This window comes from Bacteroides sp. AF25-38AC, from assembly GCF_003602995.1.
Lineage (GTDB): Bacteria > Bacteroidota > Bacteroidia > Bacteroidales > Bacteroidaceae > Bacteroides > Bacteroides uniformis.
Genome location: NZ_QTMD01000002.1, coordinates 267,385 through 286,805 on the forward strand (window position 1 = coordinate 267,385; position 19,421 = coordinate 286,805).

The 19,421-nt window shown below is 49.0% G+C and carries 14 protein-coding genes; 5 read left to right on the plus strand and 9 right to left on the minus strand.

The features are described 5' to 3' along the window. Positions 1 to 918, minus strand: a complete 918-nt coding sequence (metA, locus tag DWY55_RS02655) for a homoserine O-succinyltransferase (protein WP_005828529.1) — start codon at positions 916 to 918, stop codon at positions 1 to 3. A gap of 339 nt (positions 919 to 1,257) precedes the next feature. On the opposite strand from metA, the gene DWY55_RS02660 reads away from it, so the two are divergent. The 5 genes from DWY55_RS02660 to DWY55_RS02680 all read left to right on the plus strand — a co-directional run bounded on the left by DWY55_RS02660 (position 1,258) and on the right by DWY55_RS02680 (position 7,315). Continuing rightward, entirely contained in the window at positions 1,258 to 3,165 is a 1,908-nt protein-coding gene (locus DWY55_RS02660; RefSeq protein ID WP_035450273.1) for a fimbrillin family protein, read from the plus strand. Between the two features lie 91 nt (positions 3,166 to 3,256). Further along, positions 3,257 to 4,210 carry a methylenetetrahydrofolate reductase [NAD(P)H] gene (gene metF / locus DWY55_RS02665; protein WP_005834956.1) on the plus strand — a complete coding sequence of 318 codons (954 nt, stop codon included), beginning with the start codon at positions 3,257 to 3,259 and terminating at the stop codon, positions 4,208 to 4,210. A 72-nt stretch (positions 4,211 to 4,282) separates the two neighbouring features. After that, entirely contained in the window at positions 4,283 to 5,410 is a 1,128-nt protein-coding gene (gene holB, locus DWY55_RS02670) for a DNA polymerase III subunit delta' (protein WP_117589691.1), read from the plus strand. 65 nt (positions 5,411 to 5,475) lie between these two features. Further along, complete coding sequence (gene ricT / locus DWY55_RS02675) at positions 5,476 to 6,852, plus strand: regulatory iron-sulfur-containing complex subunit RicT (protein ID WP_181981456.1); 1,377 nt, start codon at positions 5,476 to 5,478, stop codon at positions 6,850 to 6,852. Next, positions 6,830 to 7,315 carry a gliding motility lipoprotein GldH gene (locus tag DWY55_RS02680; RefSeq protein WP_009037256.1) on the plus strand — a complete coding sequence of 162 codons (486 nt, stop codon included), beginning with the start codon at positions 6,830 to 6,832 and terminating at the stop codon, positions 7,313 to 7,315. Before ricT ends, DWY55_RS02680 begins: the two co-directional genes overlap by 23 nt. A gap of 317 nt (positions 7,316 to 7,632) precedes the next feature. On the opposite strand, the gene rodA is transcribed toward DWY55_RS02680, so the two are convergent. The 8 genes from rodA to abc-f form a co-directional block, all read right to left on the minus strand. Next, the gene (rodA, locus tag DWY55_RS02685; RefSeq protein WP_009037257.1) at positions 7,633 to 9,090 is read right to left on the minus strand and encodes a rod shape-determining protein RodA; all 1,458 of its coding nucleotides are present in this window, start codon (positions 9,088 to 9,090) and stop codon (positions 7,633 to 7,635) included. A gap of 91 nt (positions 9,091 to 9,181) precedes the next feature. Next, the gene (gene mrdA / locus DWY55_RS02690) at positions 9,182 to 11,050 is read right to left on the minus strand and encodes a penicillin-binding protein 2 (protein WP_034525656.1); all 1,869 of its coding nucleotides are present in this window, start codon (positions 11,048 to 11,050) and stop codon (positions 9,182 to 9,184) included. Between the two features lie 19 nt (positions 11,051 to 11,069). Then, on the minus strand, positions 11,070 to 11,573 hold the full coding sequence (mreD, locus tag DWY55_RS02695; RefSeq protein WP_005828540.1) for a rod shape-determining protein MreD: 504 nt from the start codon (positions 11,571 to 11,573) through the stop codon (positions 11,070 to 11,072). Between the two features lie 106 nt (positions 11,574 to 11,679). Continuing rightward, entirely contained in the window at positions 11,680 to 12,525 is an 846-nt protein-coding gene (gene mreC, locus DWY55_RS02700; RefSeq protein WP_005828542.1) for a rod shape-determining protein MreC, read from the minus strand. Beyond that, positions 12,525 to 13,547: a rod shape-determining protein gene (locus DWY55_RS02705; RefSeq protein ID WP_005828544.1), complete on the minus strand. Its 1,023-nt coding sequence runs from the start codon at positions 13,545 to 13,547 to the stop codon at positions 12,525 to 12,527. Before DWY55_RS02705 ends, mreC begins: the two co-directional genes overlap by 1 nt. A gap of 122 nt (positions 13,548 to 13,669) precedes the next feature. Beyond that, the gene (gene purH, locus DWY55_RS02710) at positions 13,670 to 15,193 is read right to left on the minus strand and encodes a bifunctional phosphoribosylaminoimidazolecarboxamide formyltransferase/IMP cyclohydrolase (RefSeq protein WP_005828546.1); all 1,524 of its coding nucleotides are present in this window, start codon (positions 15,191 to 15,193) and stop codon (positions 13,670 to 13,672) included. Positions 15,194 to 15,353: 160 nt separating this feature from the next. After that, positions 15,354 to 17,390, minus strand: coding sequence for a M13 family metallopeptidase (locus tag DWY55_RS02715; protein WP_009037259.1), 2,037 nt, complete (start codon positions 17,388 to 17,390; stop codon positions 15,354 to 15,356). A gap of 20 nt (positions 17,391 to 17,410) precedes the next feature. After that, complete coding sequence (gene abc-f / locus DWY55_RS02720) at positions 17,411 to 19,372, minus strand: ribosomal protection-like ABC-F family protein (protein ID WP_008665967.1); 1,962 nt, start codon at positions 19,370 to 19,372, stop codon at positions 17,411 to 17,413. Between the last annotated feature and the right edge of the window lie 49 nt (positions 19,373 to 19,421).

The following is a 19,421-nucleotide window of genomic DNA, read 5'->3' on the forward strand; positions in this document are numbered from 1 at the left end:
TCACCCTATTTCATTAATATTATACGGCGTCTCCTGATATACAAAATAATTCAGCCAATTGGAGAACAACAGATTGGCATGGGCACGCCAACGCACCAGCACTCCTTTGTCCGGGTCATCGTCCACATAGTAGTTACGGGGTATCTCAATGGGCAGGCCCTTATTCAAGTCACGGCGATACTCTGTATCCAATGTCAGCGGGGAGTATTCCGAATGGCCGGTCACGAAGAACTCACGCCCTCCACGGGCCACCGCCATATATACACCAGCATCCTCCGACTCGGAAAGCAGCGTCAATTCCGGAACCTTCTGTATATCTTCCCGGCGCACTTCCGTGTGGCGGCTATGCGGCACATAGAACATATCATCAAATCCACGGAAAATGGGATGCAACGGTTGCAAGGTACGATGTTCAAAGATACCGAACATCTTCTTATCCAGTGCATACTTCGGCACTCCATAATGATGATAGAGCCCTGCCTGCGCCGCCCAGCAGATGTAGAGCGTAGAGGTGACATGCGTACGCGCCCAGTCGAAGATTTCAGTAATCTCATCCCAATAAGTCACCTCCTCAAAATCCATCTGCTCTACCGGAGCACCGGTGATAATCATGCCATCGTACTTTTCACCGCGCATCTTGTCGAAATCCGTATAGAATGTTTTCATGTGTTCTATCGGAGTGTTCTTGGAAGTATGGCTTTTTATCTTCATGAACGAGATTTCCACCTGAAGCGGAGTATTGGAAAGCAGACGCACCAGGTCCGTTTCCGTTGTAATCTTTAGCGGCATCAAGTTCAGAATCACGATACGCAGCGGACGGATATCCTGCTGGGTTGCCCGGGAATTGTCAATGACAAAAATATTCTCCTCTTTCAGCAACTCGATAGCGGGTAGTTTATCGGGTAAATTTAAAGGCATGAGTTTATATCTATGGTTTAACTTATTACTGTCTACGATTTTAGCGTGTAAAGTTAGGCAAAAAATCAGAGTGTGATAAATAAATTATAAAAGTTTTATCGATTTATCCCTCTTCATTTAACACGTTTAATTACATTTGTACCCGAAACCTATTAAAAGTTATTAAAAATAAGATTAAAAAGCACTGCGGCATCAAGCGTGATACTGATAATTAGCATCCAAAAGCGTAAAAGACTTTTCCATACCGGTTATAGCTCTGCTAAATCCATATTTTTAAGACAAGGTTCATTGAGTATAATTGGGAAAGCGGAAAAACCGTTGCCCCACAATAATAATATAATGAAGAAACTTATTCTTGCAAGAGGAGTCTTGGCTGCCTCTTTATTCTGCTGCATGTCCTTAGGGAATACAGCTTGTGTGAACCGGATTGACGAAGAATCAGAAGCGGAAATCGAGGAAGGGACGACACCTATCACGTTCTCTATCAAAATGGAAAAGGCCAGTACCAAGGTCACAAACACCGCCTTTGAAAAAGGAGACAGAATGGGCTTGTTTGCAACCACTTCCTCCGGCTCCATCAAGGGAAAACGGTATATTGACAATCTGGCCCTGGAATATACGGAAGGCTCCACACTGGTTCCCAAAAAGACAGTATTCTATCCGGAAGGAGATGTGTCACTGGACTTTATCAGTTACCACCCTTACCAAACCGAAGGGGTAGCTGCCGGTACACCCGTTCTTCCCGTATCTGTGCAGATAGACCAGAGCAATGAGAAAAACCGCGCACAAAGTGACTTCTTGGTAGCTAAAGCGCAAGGAATCACCAGTAAAACCAAATCTGTAACCCTGGAGTTCCAACACAAGCTGTCCAAACTGGCAATCTCTCTGACACCCGACGCAAGCAACTCTGCCAATGATTTGCTGAAAGCCAATCCGCGTATCATCGCAACCGGGCTCAAGACCTCGGCCGATTATAATCTGGAAGACGGGACTTTCAGTAATCTTACGGGGACACAAGACATCATAGCCTCCGGCGAATGGAGCGTCAAAGACAACAAACTTACCGGCAAGGAATTCATCATCATACCCCAAACGATAAATGATGGCAAGCAATCCTTCATTATGGAGTGGAGCGGACGTATATACAGTTGTGCAATACCCGAAGTGGAAATGAGTAGCAGCACGCAATGTATCATTAACATATCAGCCATGCAGAGCAACAGCAACGTACTGAGCAGTTTTGCCGGAAAAATCAAGGAATGGAGCAGCCTCCCTCCCATCGACACCGACAATATGGAAGATTACACTGCCATACATATCTCCGCTCTCTCCTTTTCTCTTTCAAATGTGTACAGAATTTATCACGAAGGGATACCCATTGCAGAAGTCTGCAAGGAATATCTCAAATCAGCGTCATTGACTTCCAGAGCCGTTATAGCCTATCCCATAGGCGAAAATGAAAAGGCCGACCTGAGCAATGGAGTCATCCTACAGCTTGCAGACCGTAAAGACACCATCTGCGGAGGAAGAATAAGCTGGAATACAGACGACTATGGATTTACCTACACTAAAGGGGAATATACCGGCATAGACAAGCTCTATATAGACAATAACCATAAGCTACTTCTGGATAAACCGGAAAACGCCATCAAAGTGAATGTGGCATGCTACACCCTTCGAGACATCAGAAAAGGAGTGTCTACCGAATACCCCATTGTCAAGATTGGAGCCCAATACTGGATGGGTAAAGAGCTCCATGCCACCACCTACCGTGACGGAGCTCCCTTGAAAAAACAGAGTGACTTGGGAACAGACAAAGCCGGATATTACAAGCCGGACAAATATGACATTTATTTTTACAATGGAGAATCCATACTGGCAGGAGAGCTGGCTCCCGAGGGCTGGAAAATTCCATCGGATGCAGACTGGGAACAGCTGAAAAACTACACCGGCAACGATGCCTCCATACTAAAAGCAGGAGAATGGCAGGCAATGGTATCCGGTGAAGTTGCCCCCGTCAACAACCATACCCGGTTCAATGCTTTCCCGGTAGGAATGTGGTACAACAAAGGACACAACAGCCCCAATAAAATGACCGCCTTTTGGAGTTGGGATCATACAAAGCATACCCTTTCGGAAAGCACCATTTATTTTCTCGGCGAAAGCGACGAGTTTGTATCAAGCGCTGCCCATGTCACCGGTAAGCCCTACTATAAAGCTCTTTCCATCCGCTGTATAAAAGAATAGCCGGCAATTTCGGCATTTCTCATTTCTTTTTTGTATTTTTGTTCCCAATGTGCAAGATTTTTGCCAATCGGACAAAGATAACGAAAGAGAAATGAGAGTAATCGACCTGATAAACAGTAACGAAAAAACAGCTTTTTCCTTTGAAATATTGCCACCACTGAAAGGTACGGGCATCGAAAAGCTGTATCAAACCATAGATACGTTACGGGAATTCGACCCCAAATACATCAACATCACCACGCACCGCAGCGAGTACGTGTACAAAGACCTCGGCAACGGATTGTTCCAGCGAAACCGCCTGCGCCGCCGCCCCGGCACCGTAGCCGTAGCTGCTGCCATCCAGAACAAGTACAACATCACCATGGTGCCGCACATCCTTTGCAGCGGCTTCACCCGCGAGGAGACGGAGTACGTGCTGCTCGACCTGCAATTCCTCGGCATCACCGACCTGCTGGTGCTTCGTGGCGACAAGGCAAAGCACGAATCCTCTTTTATCCCCGTGGGCAACGGTTACCACCACGCCGTCGAACTACAAGAGCAAATCAACAACTTCAATAAAGGTATTTTTGTGGACGGCTCCGAGATGAAAGTTACCAATACCCCGTTTTCATACGGTGTGGCGTGCTATCCGGAAAAGCATGAAGAAGCCCCCAACATGGATACAGACATCTACTGGCTGAAGAAGAAAATGGAAATGGGTGCAGAGTATGCCGTGACCCAGCTCTTCTACGACAACCGGAAATATTTCGACTTCGTGGAACGCGCCCGCCAAGCCGGTGTCACCATCCCGATTATCCCGGGCATCAAGCCCTTCAAGAAGCTGTCACAACTCAGCATGATACCCAAGACGTTCAAGGTAGATTTGCCCGAGGAACTGACCCAAGAGGTTCTGAAGTGCAACACCGATGCGGAAGCTCAGCAAGTGGGTATCGAATGGTGCGTGCAGCAGTGCAAAGAGCTGATAGCCCATGGCGTCCCAAGCCTCCACTTCTACTCGGTAGGAGCCACAGACAGCATCAGGGAAGTAGCCAAACAAATCTACTAAACAATGGACAATCAACAGTTGACAATTGACAACTGGCAGTGTCACAAGTAATAACTTATAACTAATTAACCCGTGTTCAGTTTCAAGGACATAATAGGCCAAGAGGCAGCCAAACAAAGGCTGATACAAGAAGTGCAGGAAGGACGTATCCCCCACGCACAACTCTTCTGTGGCCCTGCCGGAGTAGGAAAACTCCCATTGGCACTTGCCTATGCCCGCTACATCTGCTGTCCCAACCGGACGAAAACCGATGCCTGCGGTACTTGTCCCTCCTGCGTGAAATGGAACAAGTTGGTGCACCCGGACGTACACTTCGTATACCCTATCGTCAAGAGTGCCAAAGGGAAAAAGGAAGTCTGCGACGACTATATCGCCAACTGGCGGCACCTGCTGCTGAACAGCCCCTACTTCGGACTGAACCATTGGCTGAACGAGATGGATGCCGAAAACGGACAAGCCATCATCTATGCCAAGGAAAGCGACGAGATAACCCGCAAGCTGAGTCTGAAATCCAGTGAAGGAGGTTACAAAGTCACCATCGTATGGCTACCCGAAAAGCTGCATGAAGTATGCGCCAACAAGCTGCTGAAACTGCTGGAAGAGCCACCCGAGAAAACGATATTCCTCCTCATCTCCGAAGCTCCGGAAATGATACTGCCCACCATCCTCAGCCGCACGCAGCGCTTCAACATTCCCAAGATTGAAGAAGCCGACATAGCCGAAGCCCTGCAGCAGAAGTACGGAGTGCAGCCCCGCGACAGCGAGACGATAGCCCATCTGGCAAACGGAGACTTCATCAAAGCATTGGAGACCATCCATCTGAACGAAGAGAACGAACTGTTCTTCAACCTCTTTGTCAGCCTGATGCGACTCTCCTACCAGCGCAAGATACGGGAAATGAAACAATGGAGCGAGCAGCTTGCTGCCATGGGACGCGAACGGCAGAAGAACTTCCTGGACTACTGCCAGCGTATGACCCGCGAGAACTTCATCTACAACCTGCACCGCAAGGAGATGAACTACATGACGCTGCCCGAACAGAACTTCGCCACCCGTTTCGCCCCCTTTGTCAACGAACGGAACGTCATGGGTATCATGGACGAACTAAGTGAAGCGCAACGCCACATCGAGCAGAACGTAAACGCCCGCATGGTGTTTTTCGACTTCTCTCTCAAAATGATTGTTTTATTGAAACAATGAAAAGTGGCAAAATAATGAAATGCAAAGTATCAAATCGTAAATAGTAAATAGTAAATAAATAGATGATGGAATTTAAACTACATAACGGAAGCGGAGGTCTCTGCTGCAAGAGTTGCGGCAGGCAGGACAAGCAACTGAACACCTACGACTGGCTGGCAGACATTCCGGGCAATGCCGATGAGAGCGAGCTGGTAGAGGTTCAGTTCAAGAATACCCGCAAGGGATATTTCCGCAACAGCAACAAGATACCTCTGGAGAAAGGCGACATCGTAGCCGTAGAAGCCACCCCCGGACATGATATCGGTGTGGTGACCCTGACCGGACGTCTCGTGCCGCTGCAAATGAAGAAAGCCAATATCAAGTCTGAGGCAGACATCAAACGCATCTACCGCAAGGCGAAGCCTGTGGATATGGAGAAGTACAACGAGGCAAAAGCCCGTGAACACTCCACCATGATACGCTCGCGTCAGATAGCCCTGGACCTCAACCTCAACATGAAGATTGGAGACGTGGAATATCAGGGAGACGGCAACAAGGCCATCTTCTACTACATAGCCGACGAACGGGTGGACTTCCGCCAGCTCATCAAGGTACTTGCCGACGCTTTCCGCGTGCGTATCGAGATGAAACAGATTGGTGCCCGCCAGGAAGCCGGACGCATCGGCGGTATCGGTCCCTGCGGACGCGAGCTGTGCTGCGCCACCTGGATGACCTCCTTCGTATCGGTATCCACCAGCGCGGCGCGCTTCCAGGACATTTCACTGAATCCGCAGAAGCTTGCCGGACAATGCGCCAAACTGAAGTGCTGCCTCAACTACGAAGTAGACTGCTACGTGGAAGCACAGAAACGCCTGCCCTCACGCGAGATTACCTTAGAGACCAAAGACGGTGAGTTCTTCTTCTTCAAAGCCGACATTCTGAGCAACCAGATAACCTACTCGAGCGACAAGAACATCCCCGCCAACCTGGTGACCATCAGCGGCAGACGCGCCTTCGAGATTATCGGTTTGAACAGACGTGGCATCAAGCCCGACAGCCTGATAGAAGAAACCCATCGTTCCGAACCCAAAAAACCGGTGGACTTGCTGGAACAAGAGAGCCTCACCCGCTTTGACCGCAGCCGGAAAGGCAAGAGTGGCAGTGACGGCAACGGTGGCGAGAACAGCAACAACAGCCGTAACAAGAGAAAGAAAAAGAGTGGAAACGGTCGTCCGCAAGGAGGTGAGCAGCAGGGTGCTCCGCAATCCAACAACCAGAGAGAACAATCCAGGCAAGACCGGCAACCGAGACAGAAACAAGACCGGCAAGCACCCAAACAAGGTGAACAGCAACAAGGCGAACGTCAACAACGGAACAATAACAACCGTCGTCCGCCCCGTAACAATAAGCCCAAACCTCAAGGTGAAAGACCTGCCCAAAATGACAAACCGGCTCAAGAATAGGAATCTCTGCCTGAAAGGTATCATACTACTGTTTGTCGCAAGCCTGCTGAGCGCTTGCGACAAACAGACTGTATACCATTCCTTCCAATCCCTTCCCACCGAAGGCTGGCTGCGCGAAGACACGCTCTCTTTCGACGTGAAGGTCACCGACTCACTGACCTACTACAAACTGTCTTTGGAAGTTCGTAACCGAAGCAACTACCCCTATCAGAATCTACCTCTATCCATCTGCTACACCACCGCAGATTCCATTCCGTCACCCACGGACACCATACAGCTAATCCTCGCGGACAAAGAAGGAATCTGGAAAGGTGACGGCTGGGGAGGTCTCTATCAGACTGCCGTCTCCGCAGGAAGCGTTCGAATCGGCAAACCCGGCACCTACCTCTTTAAAGTGGCCTATACGCTACCGGACGAAAGGCTGCAAGGAATCAATGACATCGGCATCAAACTGAAGAGATAGGAACTCCCTATTGTTCTTTATTACCTTCTTCTAACAACCACCTCAGTCTCCCACTCACGTCTCCTTGAAGCGGAAACGGGCGGGGTATCATAACTTGCCCTCTTACCTCGTAGCGTTACGTCTTTTACGCCAGGATGTAACGACCGTTACACCAGCATGTAAAGGGCATTACAATATAGCGTAAAAGTCGTTACGATACAGCGTAAAGGACGTTACAATGCGATGTAACGGCCGTTACATTACGATGTAAACAATGTGTAAATGCAATGTAATGATAATCAAGTCCATTCGTATGTCCCACAAGGAAACGGTCATAACTAAATTCGGCGATTACGTCCCGCATCAATCCGCAGAAAGATAAACAGCAGGATTGTGAATCCCCAGAGAGAAGAACCTCCGTAACTGAAGAAAGGCAACGGGATACCGATGACGGGGGTCAGCCCCAGCACCATGCCTATATTGATGAATAGATGGAACAAGAATATACTAAGCACAGAATAACCATACACCCGGCCAAAGGGAGATTGCTGCCGCTCGGCCACGACAATCAGCCGTAAAATAAGAATAAGGAACAGTAACAGTACAGCCGTAGACCCTACGAATCCTTCCTCCTCACCCACGGTGCAAAAAATGAAGTCTGTATCTTGCTCCGGCACATACTTCAGCTTTGTCTGCGTACCATTCAAGAAACCTTTGCCGGTCAGCCCCCCGGAGCCGATGGCTATCTTCGACTGGTTCACGTTATAGCCGGCACCAGCAAGGTCCTCTTCCATACCGAGCACCACCTTGATACGTATCTGTTGATGGGGCTCCAGCACTTTATTGAAGAAGTAGTCGCTGGAGTAGAGGAAACCTATCGAACCCAAAGCAAACAGCCCAATCAGAAAATAAGATAAATGGCGCTCGCTTAAAGAAAGAAAGACAAGATACCCGACAACAAGTGCACAAAGCCCCCACTGCACCCACACCAAGTTGAAGGGTACCACATATTCCGAAATCAGATAAGCCACGAGCAGCACTCCCAGCGAACCGCCGATAATATTCCGTGTGGGTTCCCAGCGCTTTTTATAAACCCACACCATACCTCCGGCAAAGAGCAGTACCATCAGCAGTACGGCAAATTCTCCGATAGGCGTCGGTGTATCGGCAATCATCACCGCATCAAAACGGATGCCCACCACAAAGTAGGCCACTGCACATATACCCGAGAACAGTACCACGCCCGGCATTCCCTCCCGATAAAGCATCAGGAAAAATGCAGAGTACACCAATGCCGAACCCGTCTCCCGCTGTAGGATAATCAGCAACATGGGGAAGAGAATCAGGAAAGCCAACATAAGGGAGCTTTTCCAATTCTTCATCGTAAACGAGTAGGCACTCATATACTTGGCAAGCGCCAGCGCCGTGGCAAACTTGGCAAACTCCGCCGGCTGCAAACTGACCGGCCCCAGGATGAGCCACGACCGCGACCCTTTCGTGTCGGGCGCAATGAATATCGTGACAATCAGCAACAGCATCAGCCCTATATATATAAGGTAGGAGAACATGTCATAGAGGGAATCATCCAGCATCAGCAGCACAAACCCCAGCCCGAAGGAACATATAATCCAGACAAACTGCTTGCCGGCACGCGTAGAGAAGTCCAGAAAGTCACGGTCACCATAATCATAACTCGCCCCACAGACACTGAACCAGCCGAATACAATCAGCAGCAGGTAAACGACAATCGTCACCCAGTCCAATGATTTCCATATGCTATCTCTCCTTGTCACCAATTTATTTACGATTTTACGATTTACTATTTACTATTGAAGTCACTCACCGTTCATCCCTACCCCCTAATCCTTAATCCCCAACCCCTCATCATCATCTCTCCTCATCTCCGTAAAGTATCACCCGGTTACTGAATTCTTCCGCCCGTATCTCATTCTCGGGCGACAGCTTTCCATGCAGATACTGGTCCATCATCATGGCACCGATAGGTACGCCATACGTGGCACCGAAACCACCGTTCTCCACATAGACGGCAATGGCTATCTTAGGGTTGTCCATCGGGGCAAAGCCCATAAAGACAGAATGGTCCTTGCCGCGGTTCTGTGCCGTGCCCGTCTTTCCGCAGACCTCCACACCCGGCAGGATGGCTCCCGCCATGCGGCAAGTGGCGCTACCCGTACTTCCGTCTACAGCGGCACGCATGCCTTTCACCACCATTTCATAATATTCGCGGTCGATGGTGGGATAACGGGGATTGCGATAGATGCTGTCCAGTTCATTGTCTTCTATCTCCTTCACGATGTGCGGAGTAATGAAATGCCCCCGGTTGGCAATGGTGGCACCCAGATTGGCTATCTGCAACGGGGTGGCGAGAATCTCTCCCTGCCCGATGGAGATACTAATCACCGTCAGACCGTTCCACGAACCCCGATAGGGCTTGTCGTAGAACTTTGCATTCGGTATCAGTCCACGCTGTTCGCCGGGGAGGTCGGTACCGAGCCGATAGCCGAAGCCCTGCGATACCATGTGGTCTTTCCATACGGTAATGGCATTCTGCGGCGAACCGTATTTTTTATCACCGAACATGCGATACAATCCCCAACAGAAATAGGAATTACAAGAGGTAGCGATGGCAGGAATCAGCGACAGAGGCGAACCATGTCCGTGACATCCCACATGAAGGCCTTTATGATTGAAACCATGCGCACAAGGGAAAGTCGGATAATCTTCGTGGATAATCCCTTCCTGAAGGAAGGTCAGCGCCTGCGCCGTCTTGAAGGTGGAGCCCGGCGGATAAGCTCCCATGATGGCACGGTTCAACAAAGGCTTCCGCTTGTCCATCTGCAGCAGGCGGTGGTTCTTTCCCCGCTGGCGCCCTATCATCAGATGAGGGTCAAAGGTAGGCGAGGAAACCATACATAGTATCTCACCCGTAGCCGGTTCGATGGCCACAATGGCACCGATTTTGTGTTGAAGCAGTCGTTCTCCCAACATCTGAAGGTCAATGTCGATGCCCAACGTCAGGTTCTTGCCGGGTACGGAGGAACGGTCCAACTGTCCGTCCATGTAGTGTCCCTGGATGCGCCCGTGAGCGTCACGAAGCAGAATCTCCACCCCCTTCTCTCCACGCAGATACTTTTCATAGGATTTCTCGATGCCTTGCTTGCCTATATAGTCTCCGCGAATATAATAGTCATCGTTCTCAATGTCTTTCTTGGACACTTCGCCGATGTCTCCCAGCAAATGGCCGGCAGAGTTATAGGTATATTGACGGATAGTACGCCGCTGAATATAGAAACCTGGAAATTTGAACAGCTTCTCCTGAAACACACCGCACTCTTCGGCAGAAAGCTGCGTCATGAACACCTGATGGGTGTATTTGGAATAACCGGGGTTCATCCAGCGGTTCTTGACGTCCTTCATCCGTTTGTCAAACTGCTCACGGGTAATGTTCAAGGCACTGCAAAGGTCGAGTGTATCCAGCTGCGTCACCTCCCGAGGCACAAACGTAATATCATAGGCAGGCTGGTTAAACACGAGCAACTTACCGTTACGGTCGTAGATAGCCCCCCGTGATGGATATTGTATCTTGTTCAGAAAAGCGTTGCTGTCCGCGTTCTTCTTGTAGTCATCAGTCATGATTTGCAGGTCGAACAGCCGGAACACGTAAATAAGAACGATGACAATAGCCGCCGCTCCAATTACATATTTCCGCTTTTCCAGTGTATAGTCTTTCATCAATTCCTAATCCTTAATCCCTTTATCCTTTCTTTCTTATTCCCTCAACAGCCATAATGCAGGTCACAGTAAGCAGGGTACTTGCCGCAATTCTCAACAACAGCGTACCAATATGGGCAAAAGAGAAGAATTCGAGGGTAAGCAACAAGCCGTGATGTATCAGCACACTCACAACCAGATATTTCAGGAAAGGAAGAATCCCCATTGTACGGATGGCCGGAACCAGTGTATCCAGCGTGTCACGAGGCACGAACAGCCGCAGGAAAGTGGGGCGCAAGAAAGCCAGCAACACCGTAGCGGCAGCGTTCATCCCCGGTGTGTCGGAAAAGACGTCGACAGCCAGCCCTAAAAAGAATGCCCACAACATCAACGCATTGCGGGGAGTGTCCGACTCAAACTTCAGTATCAAGTAGATATACAGAAATGGAGTGGCATATCCTGCAATATGCACATTGTTCAATATCAGCACCTGCAACAGTACCAAGCCTATGAACCATCCTATTTTATGCAGATAATTAATTAACAACGCTAATGAGTTATAAGTTACGAGTTACAAGTTATTGAGTGTATAAGTTATAAGATATAAAGATGATTAATCCCTAATCCTTAACCCCTAATCCCTAATTTCTTAGTCACTTCTCGTCTGCCCTCGACTCCAATGCCTTTTGTTCATCCTGCCCGTTGCGGGAAATGACGCGCACATTGCTCACCTTTCCAAAGTCCGTAGCCAGCTTTATCTTCAACAGATACGAAAGCCCGTCGTGCGAGTCAGACATGTCATCCACCGTCCCCACCATGACACCTTCTGGAAACACGGTGGAATAGCCGCTGGTCACTACTGTATCTCCCAGATTGAATTCGGCATGCCGGGGCAAATCCTTCAGATAGGCAAAACGGGAATTACCTCCCTCCCACTTCAAATAACCGAAATAATCACTGCCCACAATCTTACAGCTGATGCTTGACTTGCTGTTCAGCAACGGAATGACCAACGAGTAATGGGGAGAGGTCTTATACACAATACCCACCACGCCATTGGCATCTACAACTCCCATCTCAGGACGGATACCTTCTGTTGTTCCACGGTCTAAAGTGATATAATTGTCAGCCTTGTTCAAGCTGTTCTTTATGACATTCGCCTTGAATATCTGATACTCCGTAGGAGCAAGCCGTTCCATGCTGTACAACCTGGCGGAGTCCAATCCTTTCTCCTTCAAGACATTTTCCAGAAACGAAAGCCGCTGCTCCAGCCACATGTTGCGGTCGAGCAGGTCTTCGTTGGCCGTCTTCAAGTGGAAATAGGAAGTGATGCCACCCGATATTTCATAAACCTTCCCCGCCACGCCATTGGCAGAGGTGAAATACACACTCTGCTGGTAATGATTAAAGCGAAATAATAAAATAAAACTGGCAACCTCTAACAGAAGAAAGAGGAACCAGTAATTATATTTAATGAGAAAGTTTAATAAATTTCGCATTACCGCATCAAGAATGAGAAGCGGTCAACGTTCTTCAATGCCACGCCCGTACCTTTGGCAACGGCATGCAAGGGGTCTTCCGCAATGTGGAACGGTATGTTTATTTTATCAGTCAGACGCTTATCCAGTCCACGAAGCAATGCACCGCCACCGGCAAGATAGATACCGTTGTGAACGATGTCGGCATACAATTCGGGAGGCGTATTTTCCAATGCGCTCAAGATGGCTGTCTCAATCTTAGAGATAGACTTCTCCAAGCAATGCGCCACTTCCTGATAGCATACCGGCACTTCCATGGGCAATGCCGTGATGCGGTTCGGACCATGAACGATATAGTCTTCAGGAGCATCCTCACCGAGTTCCGTCAAGGCAGCACCCACATTAATCTTAATACGCTCAGCCATACGCTCGCTGACCTTCACGTTGTGCTGGCGGCTCATGTATTCCTGAATATCGGCAGTCAAGTCGTCACCGGCAATGCGGATGGAGTTGTTACTTACGATACCTCCCAAAGAGATAACGGCAATTTCCGTAGAACCACCACCTATGTCAACAATCATGTTGCCTTCGGGAGCCTCTACATCGATACCGATACCGATGGCAGCAGCCATCGGCTCGAAAATCAAATAAACGTCGCGCCCGCCGGCATGCTCGGCAGAGTCGCGCACGGCACGCAGCTCCACTTCGGTACTGCCCGAAGGAACACCAATCACCATGCGGAGTGACGGAGAGAAAAGACGGTTACGGTTGTTCACCATCTTGATAAGTCCACGTATCATCTGCTCGCAGGCATAGAAGTCGGCAATCACACCATCGCGCAACGGACGGATGGTACGTATGTTTTCGTGGGTCTTTTCGTGCATCATCTTTGCCTTGTCACCCACGGCAATCATCTTATCGGTACGACGGTCCAAAGCCACCACCGAAGGCTCATCCACCACAATCTTGCCATTCGTGGTGATGATGGTATTGGCTGTGCCAAGGTCCATCGCTATTTCTTGTGTAAAGGAGAATAATCCCATTAATATTTACGATTTAACTATTTACGATTTACGATTGATATTCCTCTTGTTTACAATTTGAGATTCAGACTTACGATGTAACTTCAATCGTAAATCGTAAATCGTCAAATCGTAAATCCGAATTAGTGTTTAAAGTGACGGAATCCCGTAGTCACCATGGCGATGCCATGCTCGTTGCAATATTCAAACGAGAGTTCATCCTTGATGCTTCCACCCGGCTGGATGACGGCTGTTACGCCTTCATTGCCGGCAATTTCCACGCAGTCGGGGAAAGGGAAGAATGCGTCACTTGCCATTACAGCGCCATTCAAGTCGAAACCGAAGTTTTTGGCTTTCTCGATAGCCTGCTTCAAAGCATCCACACGGCTGGTCTGACCTACACCACTTGCCAACAACTGCTTTCCTTTTGCCAGCACAATGGCATTCGACTTACTGTTCTTCACAATCTTGTTTGCAAAGAGCATATCCTCAATTTCCTGTGCAGTGGGAGCCTTCGTAGTTACAGTCTTCAATTCTTCAGGAGTTTCCACCTTAAGGTCGCGGTCCTGAACCAATACGCCATTCAGCAAAGAACGGAACTGCTTCTTAGGCAGAGCTGCCGGCTTGCGGACCAGGATAATACGGTTCTTCTTCTGACCGAGGATTTCCAACGCATCCACATCATAATCGGGAGCGATAATCACCTCAAAGAAAATTTTATTGATTTCTTCGGCAGCAGCCTTGTCAATCACGGCATTAGTGATGAGCACACCACCAAAAGCGGATACCGGGTCACCGGCAAGCGCATCGTTCCATGCTTCGAGCACAGTGGGACGTGAAGCCAGTCCACAAGCATTATTATGCTTCAGGATAGCGAAAGTCGTATCCTTGAATTCGTCAATCAAGTCAACGGCAGCATTGATGTCGAGCAGGTTGTTATAAGAGATTTCCTTACCGTGAATCTGGTCGAACATAGCATCCAGATTGCCATAGAAATAACCTTTCTGATGCGGATTCTCGCCATAGCGTAAAGTCTTCTGGCTGTTGGCAGAGCAACGGAAAGCGGAACCTTCCTCGCCATCGAAATAGTTGAAGATGGCAGAATCATAGTGTGAAGACACTCCGAAAGCCTCTTTGGCAAACCAACGGCGTTCTTCGATGGTAGTAGTGGCTCCGTGTTCCATCAGCATGTCGCGGAACGGCTGATATTGTGCTTGCGAAGCGATGATAACCACGTCGTTATAGTTCTTGGCTGCGGCACGAATTAGGGAGATACCGCCTATGTCAATCTTTTCGATGATGGCAGGTTCTTCGGCACCACTGGCAACGGTAGCCTCAAACGGATAGAGGTCAACAATGACGAGGTCTATTTCGGGGATTTCATATTTTTCAATCTGTTGCATGTCTTGCTCCAATCCGCGGCGGCAAAGAATACCTCCAAAAACCTTCGGATGCAAAGTCTTCACGCGTCCGCCCAGGATGGAAGGGTATGTAGTGAGGTCTTCCACTGCCTTGCAGGGATAACCCAGGGATTCTATAAACTGACGGGTTCCACCGGTTGAGAGGAACTCTACACCTTCTTCATGCAGTTTGGTAATGATTTCGTCCAAACCTTCCTTATGGTAAACAGATACCAGAGCTGTTTTGATTCTTTTTGTTTCAGACATGGATTTGCGTATTAAAGTATGCGTATATTAGTATTTGATGCGCAAAGTTACAAATTTTGTTTATTCATACATACATTCATACACAATAAATTAGGTATAATTAAAAAAGGCGGCATCTGTTTCCAGTCTGCCGCCTTTTTTTAAGGGCTATTTTGTTGGTTTACCAAATAGATACACGTTTTTCTACCGGCAAGAACATCGGGTCTTTTTCTGTCACGTTGAATGCCTCATACCAAGCACCGATTTGCGGCAATGCACCGTTTACGCGCCATTCGCCCAATGAGTGCACATCACTCTTCGTGCGGTTCAGCACTTCTTCGGGACGGATATCATTGGCCCATACACCTGCGTATGCCAGGAAGAAACGTTGTTCGGGAGTAAGACCATCCAGCACCGGCAGCGGATTGGCAGCCGTAGCTTTCTTGAATGCCTGATAAGAAACCTGCAGACCACCGTGGTCGGCAATATTCTCACCCAATGTCATGCGTCCGTTGGCATATACGCCCGGAGCAACCTCGATGCTATCGAAGAAGTTCACCATCACCTGAGCACGCTCGTCAAAGTTCTTGGCATCTTCAGCAGTCCACCAGTCTTTCAGGTTACCGTCCTTGTCGTACTGGCGACCCTGGTCGTCGAATCCGTGAGTCATCTCATGACCGATTACCACACCGATGGCACCATAGTTGAAGGCATCATCCGCATTCATATCGAAGAAAGGATATTGCAGGATACCGGCGGGGAAACAGATTTCGTTGGTGGTCGGGTTATAGTAAGCGTTGACGGTCTGCGGAGTCATCAGCCATTCGTCCTTATCCACCGGCTTGCCGGCCTTGGCTATCATTTCGGCATGGCTCCACTCGTTGGCACGTTCCATGTTTGCCCAGTAAGAGTCGTTTTTGATTTCCAGTGTGGAGTAGTCTTTCCAAGTGTCGGGATAACCAATCTTCACATGGAAGGTAGCCAGTTTCTCCAGAGCTTTCACCTTAGTGGAATCACCCATCCAGGCAAGATTCTGGATACGTTCGCCCAGACTTTCCTGCAAGTTCTTCACCAAAGTCACCATACGCTCCTTGGCAGCAGCAGGGAAATATTTCTCCACGTACATCTGACCTACAGCTTCGCCCAGCGCGCCGCTTACAGTGCTTACCGCTCTCTTCCAGCGAGGCTGCATTTCTTGTGTACCGCTCATGGTGCGGCTGTAGAAGTCGAAGTTCTGTTCTGCCATAGCATCGTTCAACAAGCTTGCGGCAGAATCAATCAATTTCCATTGCAGATAAAGGCTCTGCTGTTCAATGGGCAGCGTATCCAGAATATCGGCAGCAGCTTTCAGTGAAGCGGGCTGGCCTACGATGATTTCCTTCACATCCTTCAAGCCCATGGCAGACAAATAAGCATCCCAATCGAAAGTAGGATAATTCTTCTTCAACTCTTCCATGCTCATCTTGTTATAATTGGCATGCGGGTCACGCAACTCCGTACGAGAGCGGAAAGCCTTGGCAAGACGTGTTTCCACATCCATCACCACCTCCATACCTTTCTTGGCAGTAGCCTCGTCGAAACCAGCCAACTGATACATCTTCTGTACATGTGTACGGAAAGCATCACGAATTTTGGCGGTAGCCTCATCATTCTCCAGATAGTATTCACGTTCGCCCATGCTCAGCCCGGTCTGATAGGTCTGTACAGCATTCATGCTACTGTTCATTTCGTCAGCGCCAACATACAGCACGTTGTAGGCGATGATGCCTTTCTTCTGCATATCGCCCAGCAAGGCATAAAGCTCTTTCTTGTCCTTCAAAGCAGCCAGCTGGTCGAGTTCAGCCTTGATGGGAGCTACACCATCTTTGTTCAGCTTCACGCTGTCCATTACGATTTTGTACAAGTCACCGATTTTTTGTGCCACGCTGCCGGCTTCGTGCTGGGTGGCGGCAAGTTCTTCAATCAGTCCTTGAATCTGCTTGCGGTTGTTTTCTGCAAGGATAGTAAAAGAACCGTACTGTGAGTATTCAGCAGGAATCGGATTGTTCTTCATCCAACCGCCACATGCGTATTGGTAAAAGTCAGTTCCGGGTAGAGCCGTTGTGTCAAGATTGGCGAGCTGGATGCCTGCTGTAAGTTCAGCCTGCTGCTTGCCGGTGTTGCAGGAAGCCGTCATCAGACAGAATGCTGCAATGGGTAACAAATGATTTGCTTTCATAAACATATAAAATATAATAGTTAGTGATTCTCCAACTCTACAGTAGCCGCGTCCCACTCTTCCATCACGCGGTCAAGCTGCTCTTTCAGTTTTTGGTGCTGCTCATAAAGCGACATGTCCGAAGCACCTTCCGGTGTGGCCATCCTGGCCTCAAGAATGGCAATGGCAGCCTCCGTCTGCTCTATCTCCGCTTCACAATCGGCAACGCGACGTTCCAGTTTCTTGAGCTTCTTATTAAGCTCCTTCTGCTCCTCATAAGAGAGTTTGGCTGCCGAGGGTTGAACCGGTTCTGCACCAACATTTCCCGATGCCGCCTTACCGGCAGTGGGCGAAGCGGAAAGTGAAGGGGATTTCTGTAACTCATTCAGGCTCTCTATCTGCTTCTTTTGCAGGAAATCATAAATTCCTCCCAGATGTTCCTTCACCAGTCCGCCACCAAACTCGTACACTTTAGTCGCAAGTCCGTCCAGAAAATCACGGTCATGGCTGACTATTATCACCGTTCCGTCAAAATCGCGGATAGCCTCCTTCAACACATCTTTGGAACGCATGTCAAGATGATTCGTAGGTTCGTCGAGAATCAGGAAATTCACCGGCTCCAACAGCAGTTTTATCATGGCAAGCCGGGTACGCTCTCCACCGCTGAGCACCTTCACCTTTTTATCCGAAGCCTCACCGCCGAACATGAAAGCACCTAGAATATCACGGATTTTGAGGCGGATATCCCCTACGGCCACGCGGTCAATCGTATCGAATACAGTCAGGCTCTCATCCAAAAGCTGTGCCTGGTTCTGGGCAAAATATCCAATCTGCACATTATGTCCCAGTGTAAGCTTACCGGTATAATCCGTAATCTCACCCATAATACACTTTACAAGCGTAGACTTACCTTCGCCGTTCTTACCGACAAAAGCAACCTTCTCTCCTCGGTTGATAGTCAAATTCACATCGTGGAAAACAACGTGCCCACCGTAGGATTTCTCCATATCCTCGCAGATAACGGGATAATTACCGCTACGGCTACTGCAAACAAACTTCAGGCGCAAAGAGGAGTTGTCTTCCTCATCCACTTCGATGCGCTCTATCTTTTCGAGCTGCTTGATGCGGCTCTGCACTTGCACAGCCTTGGTAGCTTTGTACCGGAAACGTTCGATGAAATCTTCCGTATCTTGTATCTGCTTCTGCTGATTCTCGTAAGCACGTAGTTGCTGCTCCCGGCGCTCCTTGCGAAGCACCACGAACTCATCGTATTTCACTTTATAGTCGTAAATGCGTCCACAAGTTATTTCGATGGTACGCGTAGTGACATTGTTCAAAAAGGCGCGGTCGTGGCTGACAAGCACCACCGCATTGGCACGGGTGGAAAGGAAGTTCTCCAACCACTGGATACTCTCGATGTCAAGGTGGTTGGTAGGCTCGTCGAGCAGCAACACATCCGGACGGCGAAGCAACAGCTTGGCAAGCTCTATACGCATACGCCAACCACCGGAAAACTCGCTTGTAGAGCGGTCAAAGTCCTCGCGGCTGAAGCCCAGCCCTTGGAGCGTGCGCTCTATTTCGGCACGGTAGTTGGTGCCGCCCATCATCAGAAAACGTTCGTTTTCGTGAGTGAAGCGGTCAATCAGTTTCTGGTAATCCTCGCTGTCGTAATCGGTACGTTCGGCAAGTTGCCGATTCATGCGTTCGATGCCCGCCTGCATCTCAAAAATATGCTCGAAGGCAAGTTCAGCCTCCTGCATTACGGTGCGCTTGTCACTGAGTATCATCACTTGGGGCAAATACCCGATAGTACATTCGCGAGGAACGGCAACAATGCCGGCAGTGGGCTGCTGAATGCCAGCCAATATCTTGAGCATGGTGGACTTACCGGCACCATTCTTGCCGACAAGAGCTATACGGTCTTTCTTATTGATAACATAAGAGACGTCTTCGAACAGAGGAGTGGCATTAAATTCTACCTTCAGTCCTTCTACAGATATCATAGTGTCAATGAATTTATCGTTCAAGACTGCAAAGGTAGCGATTTTCAAC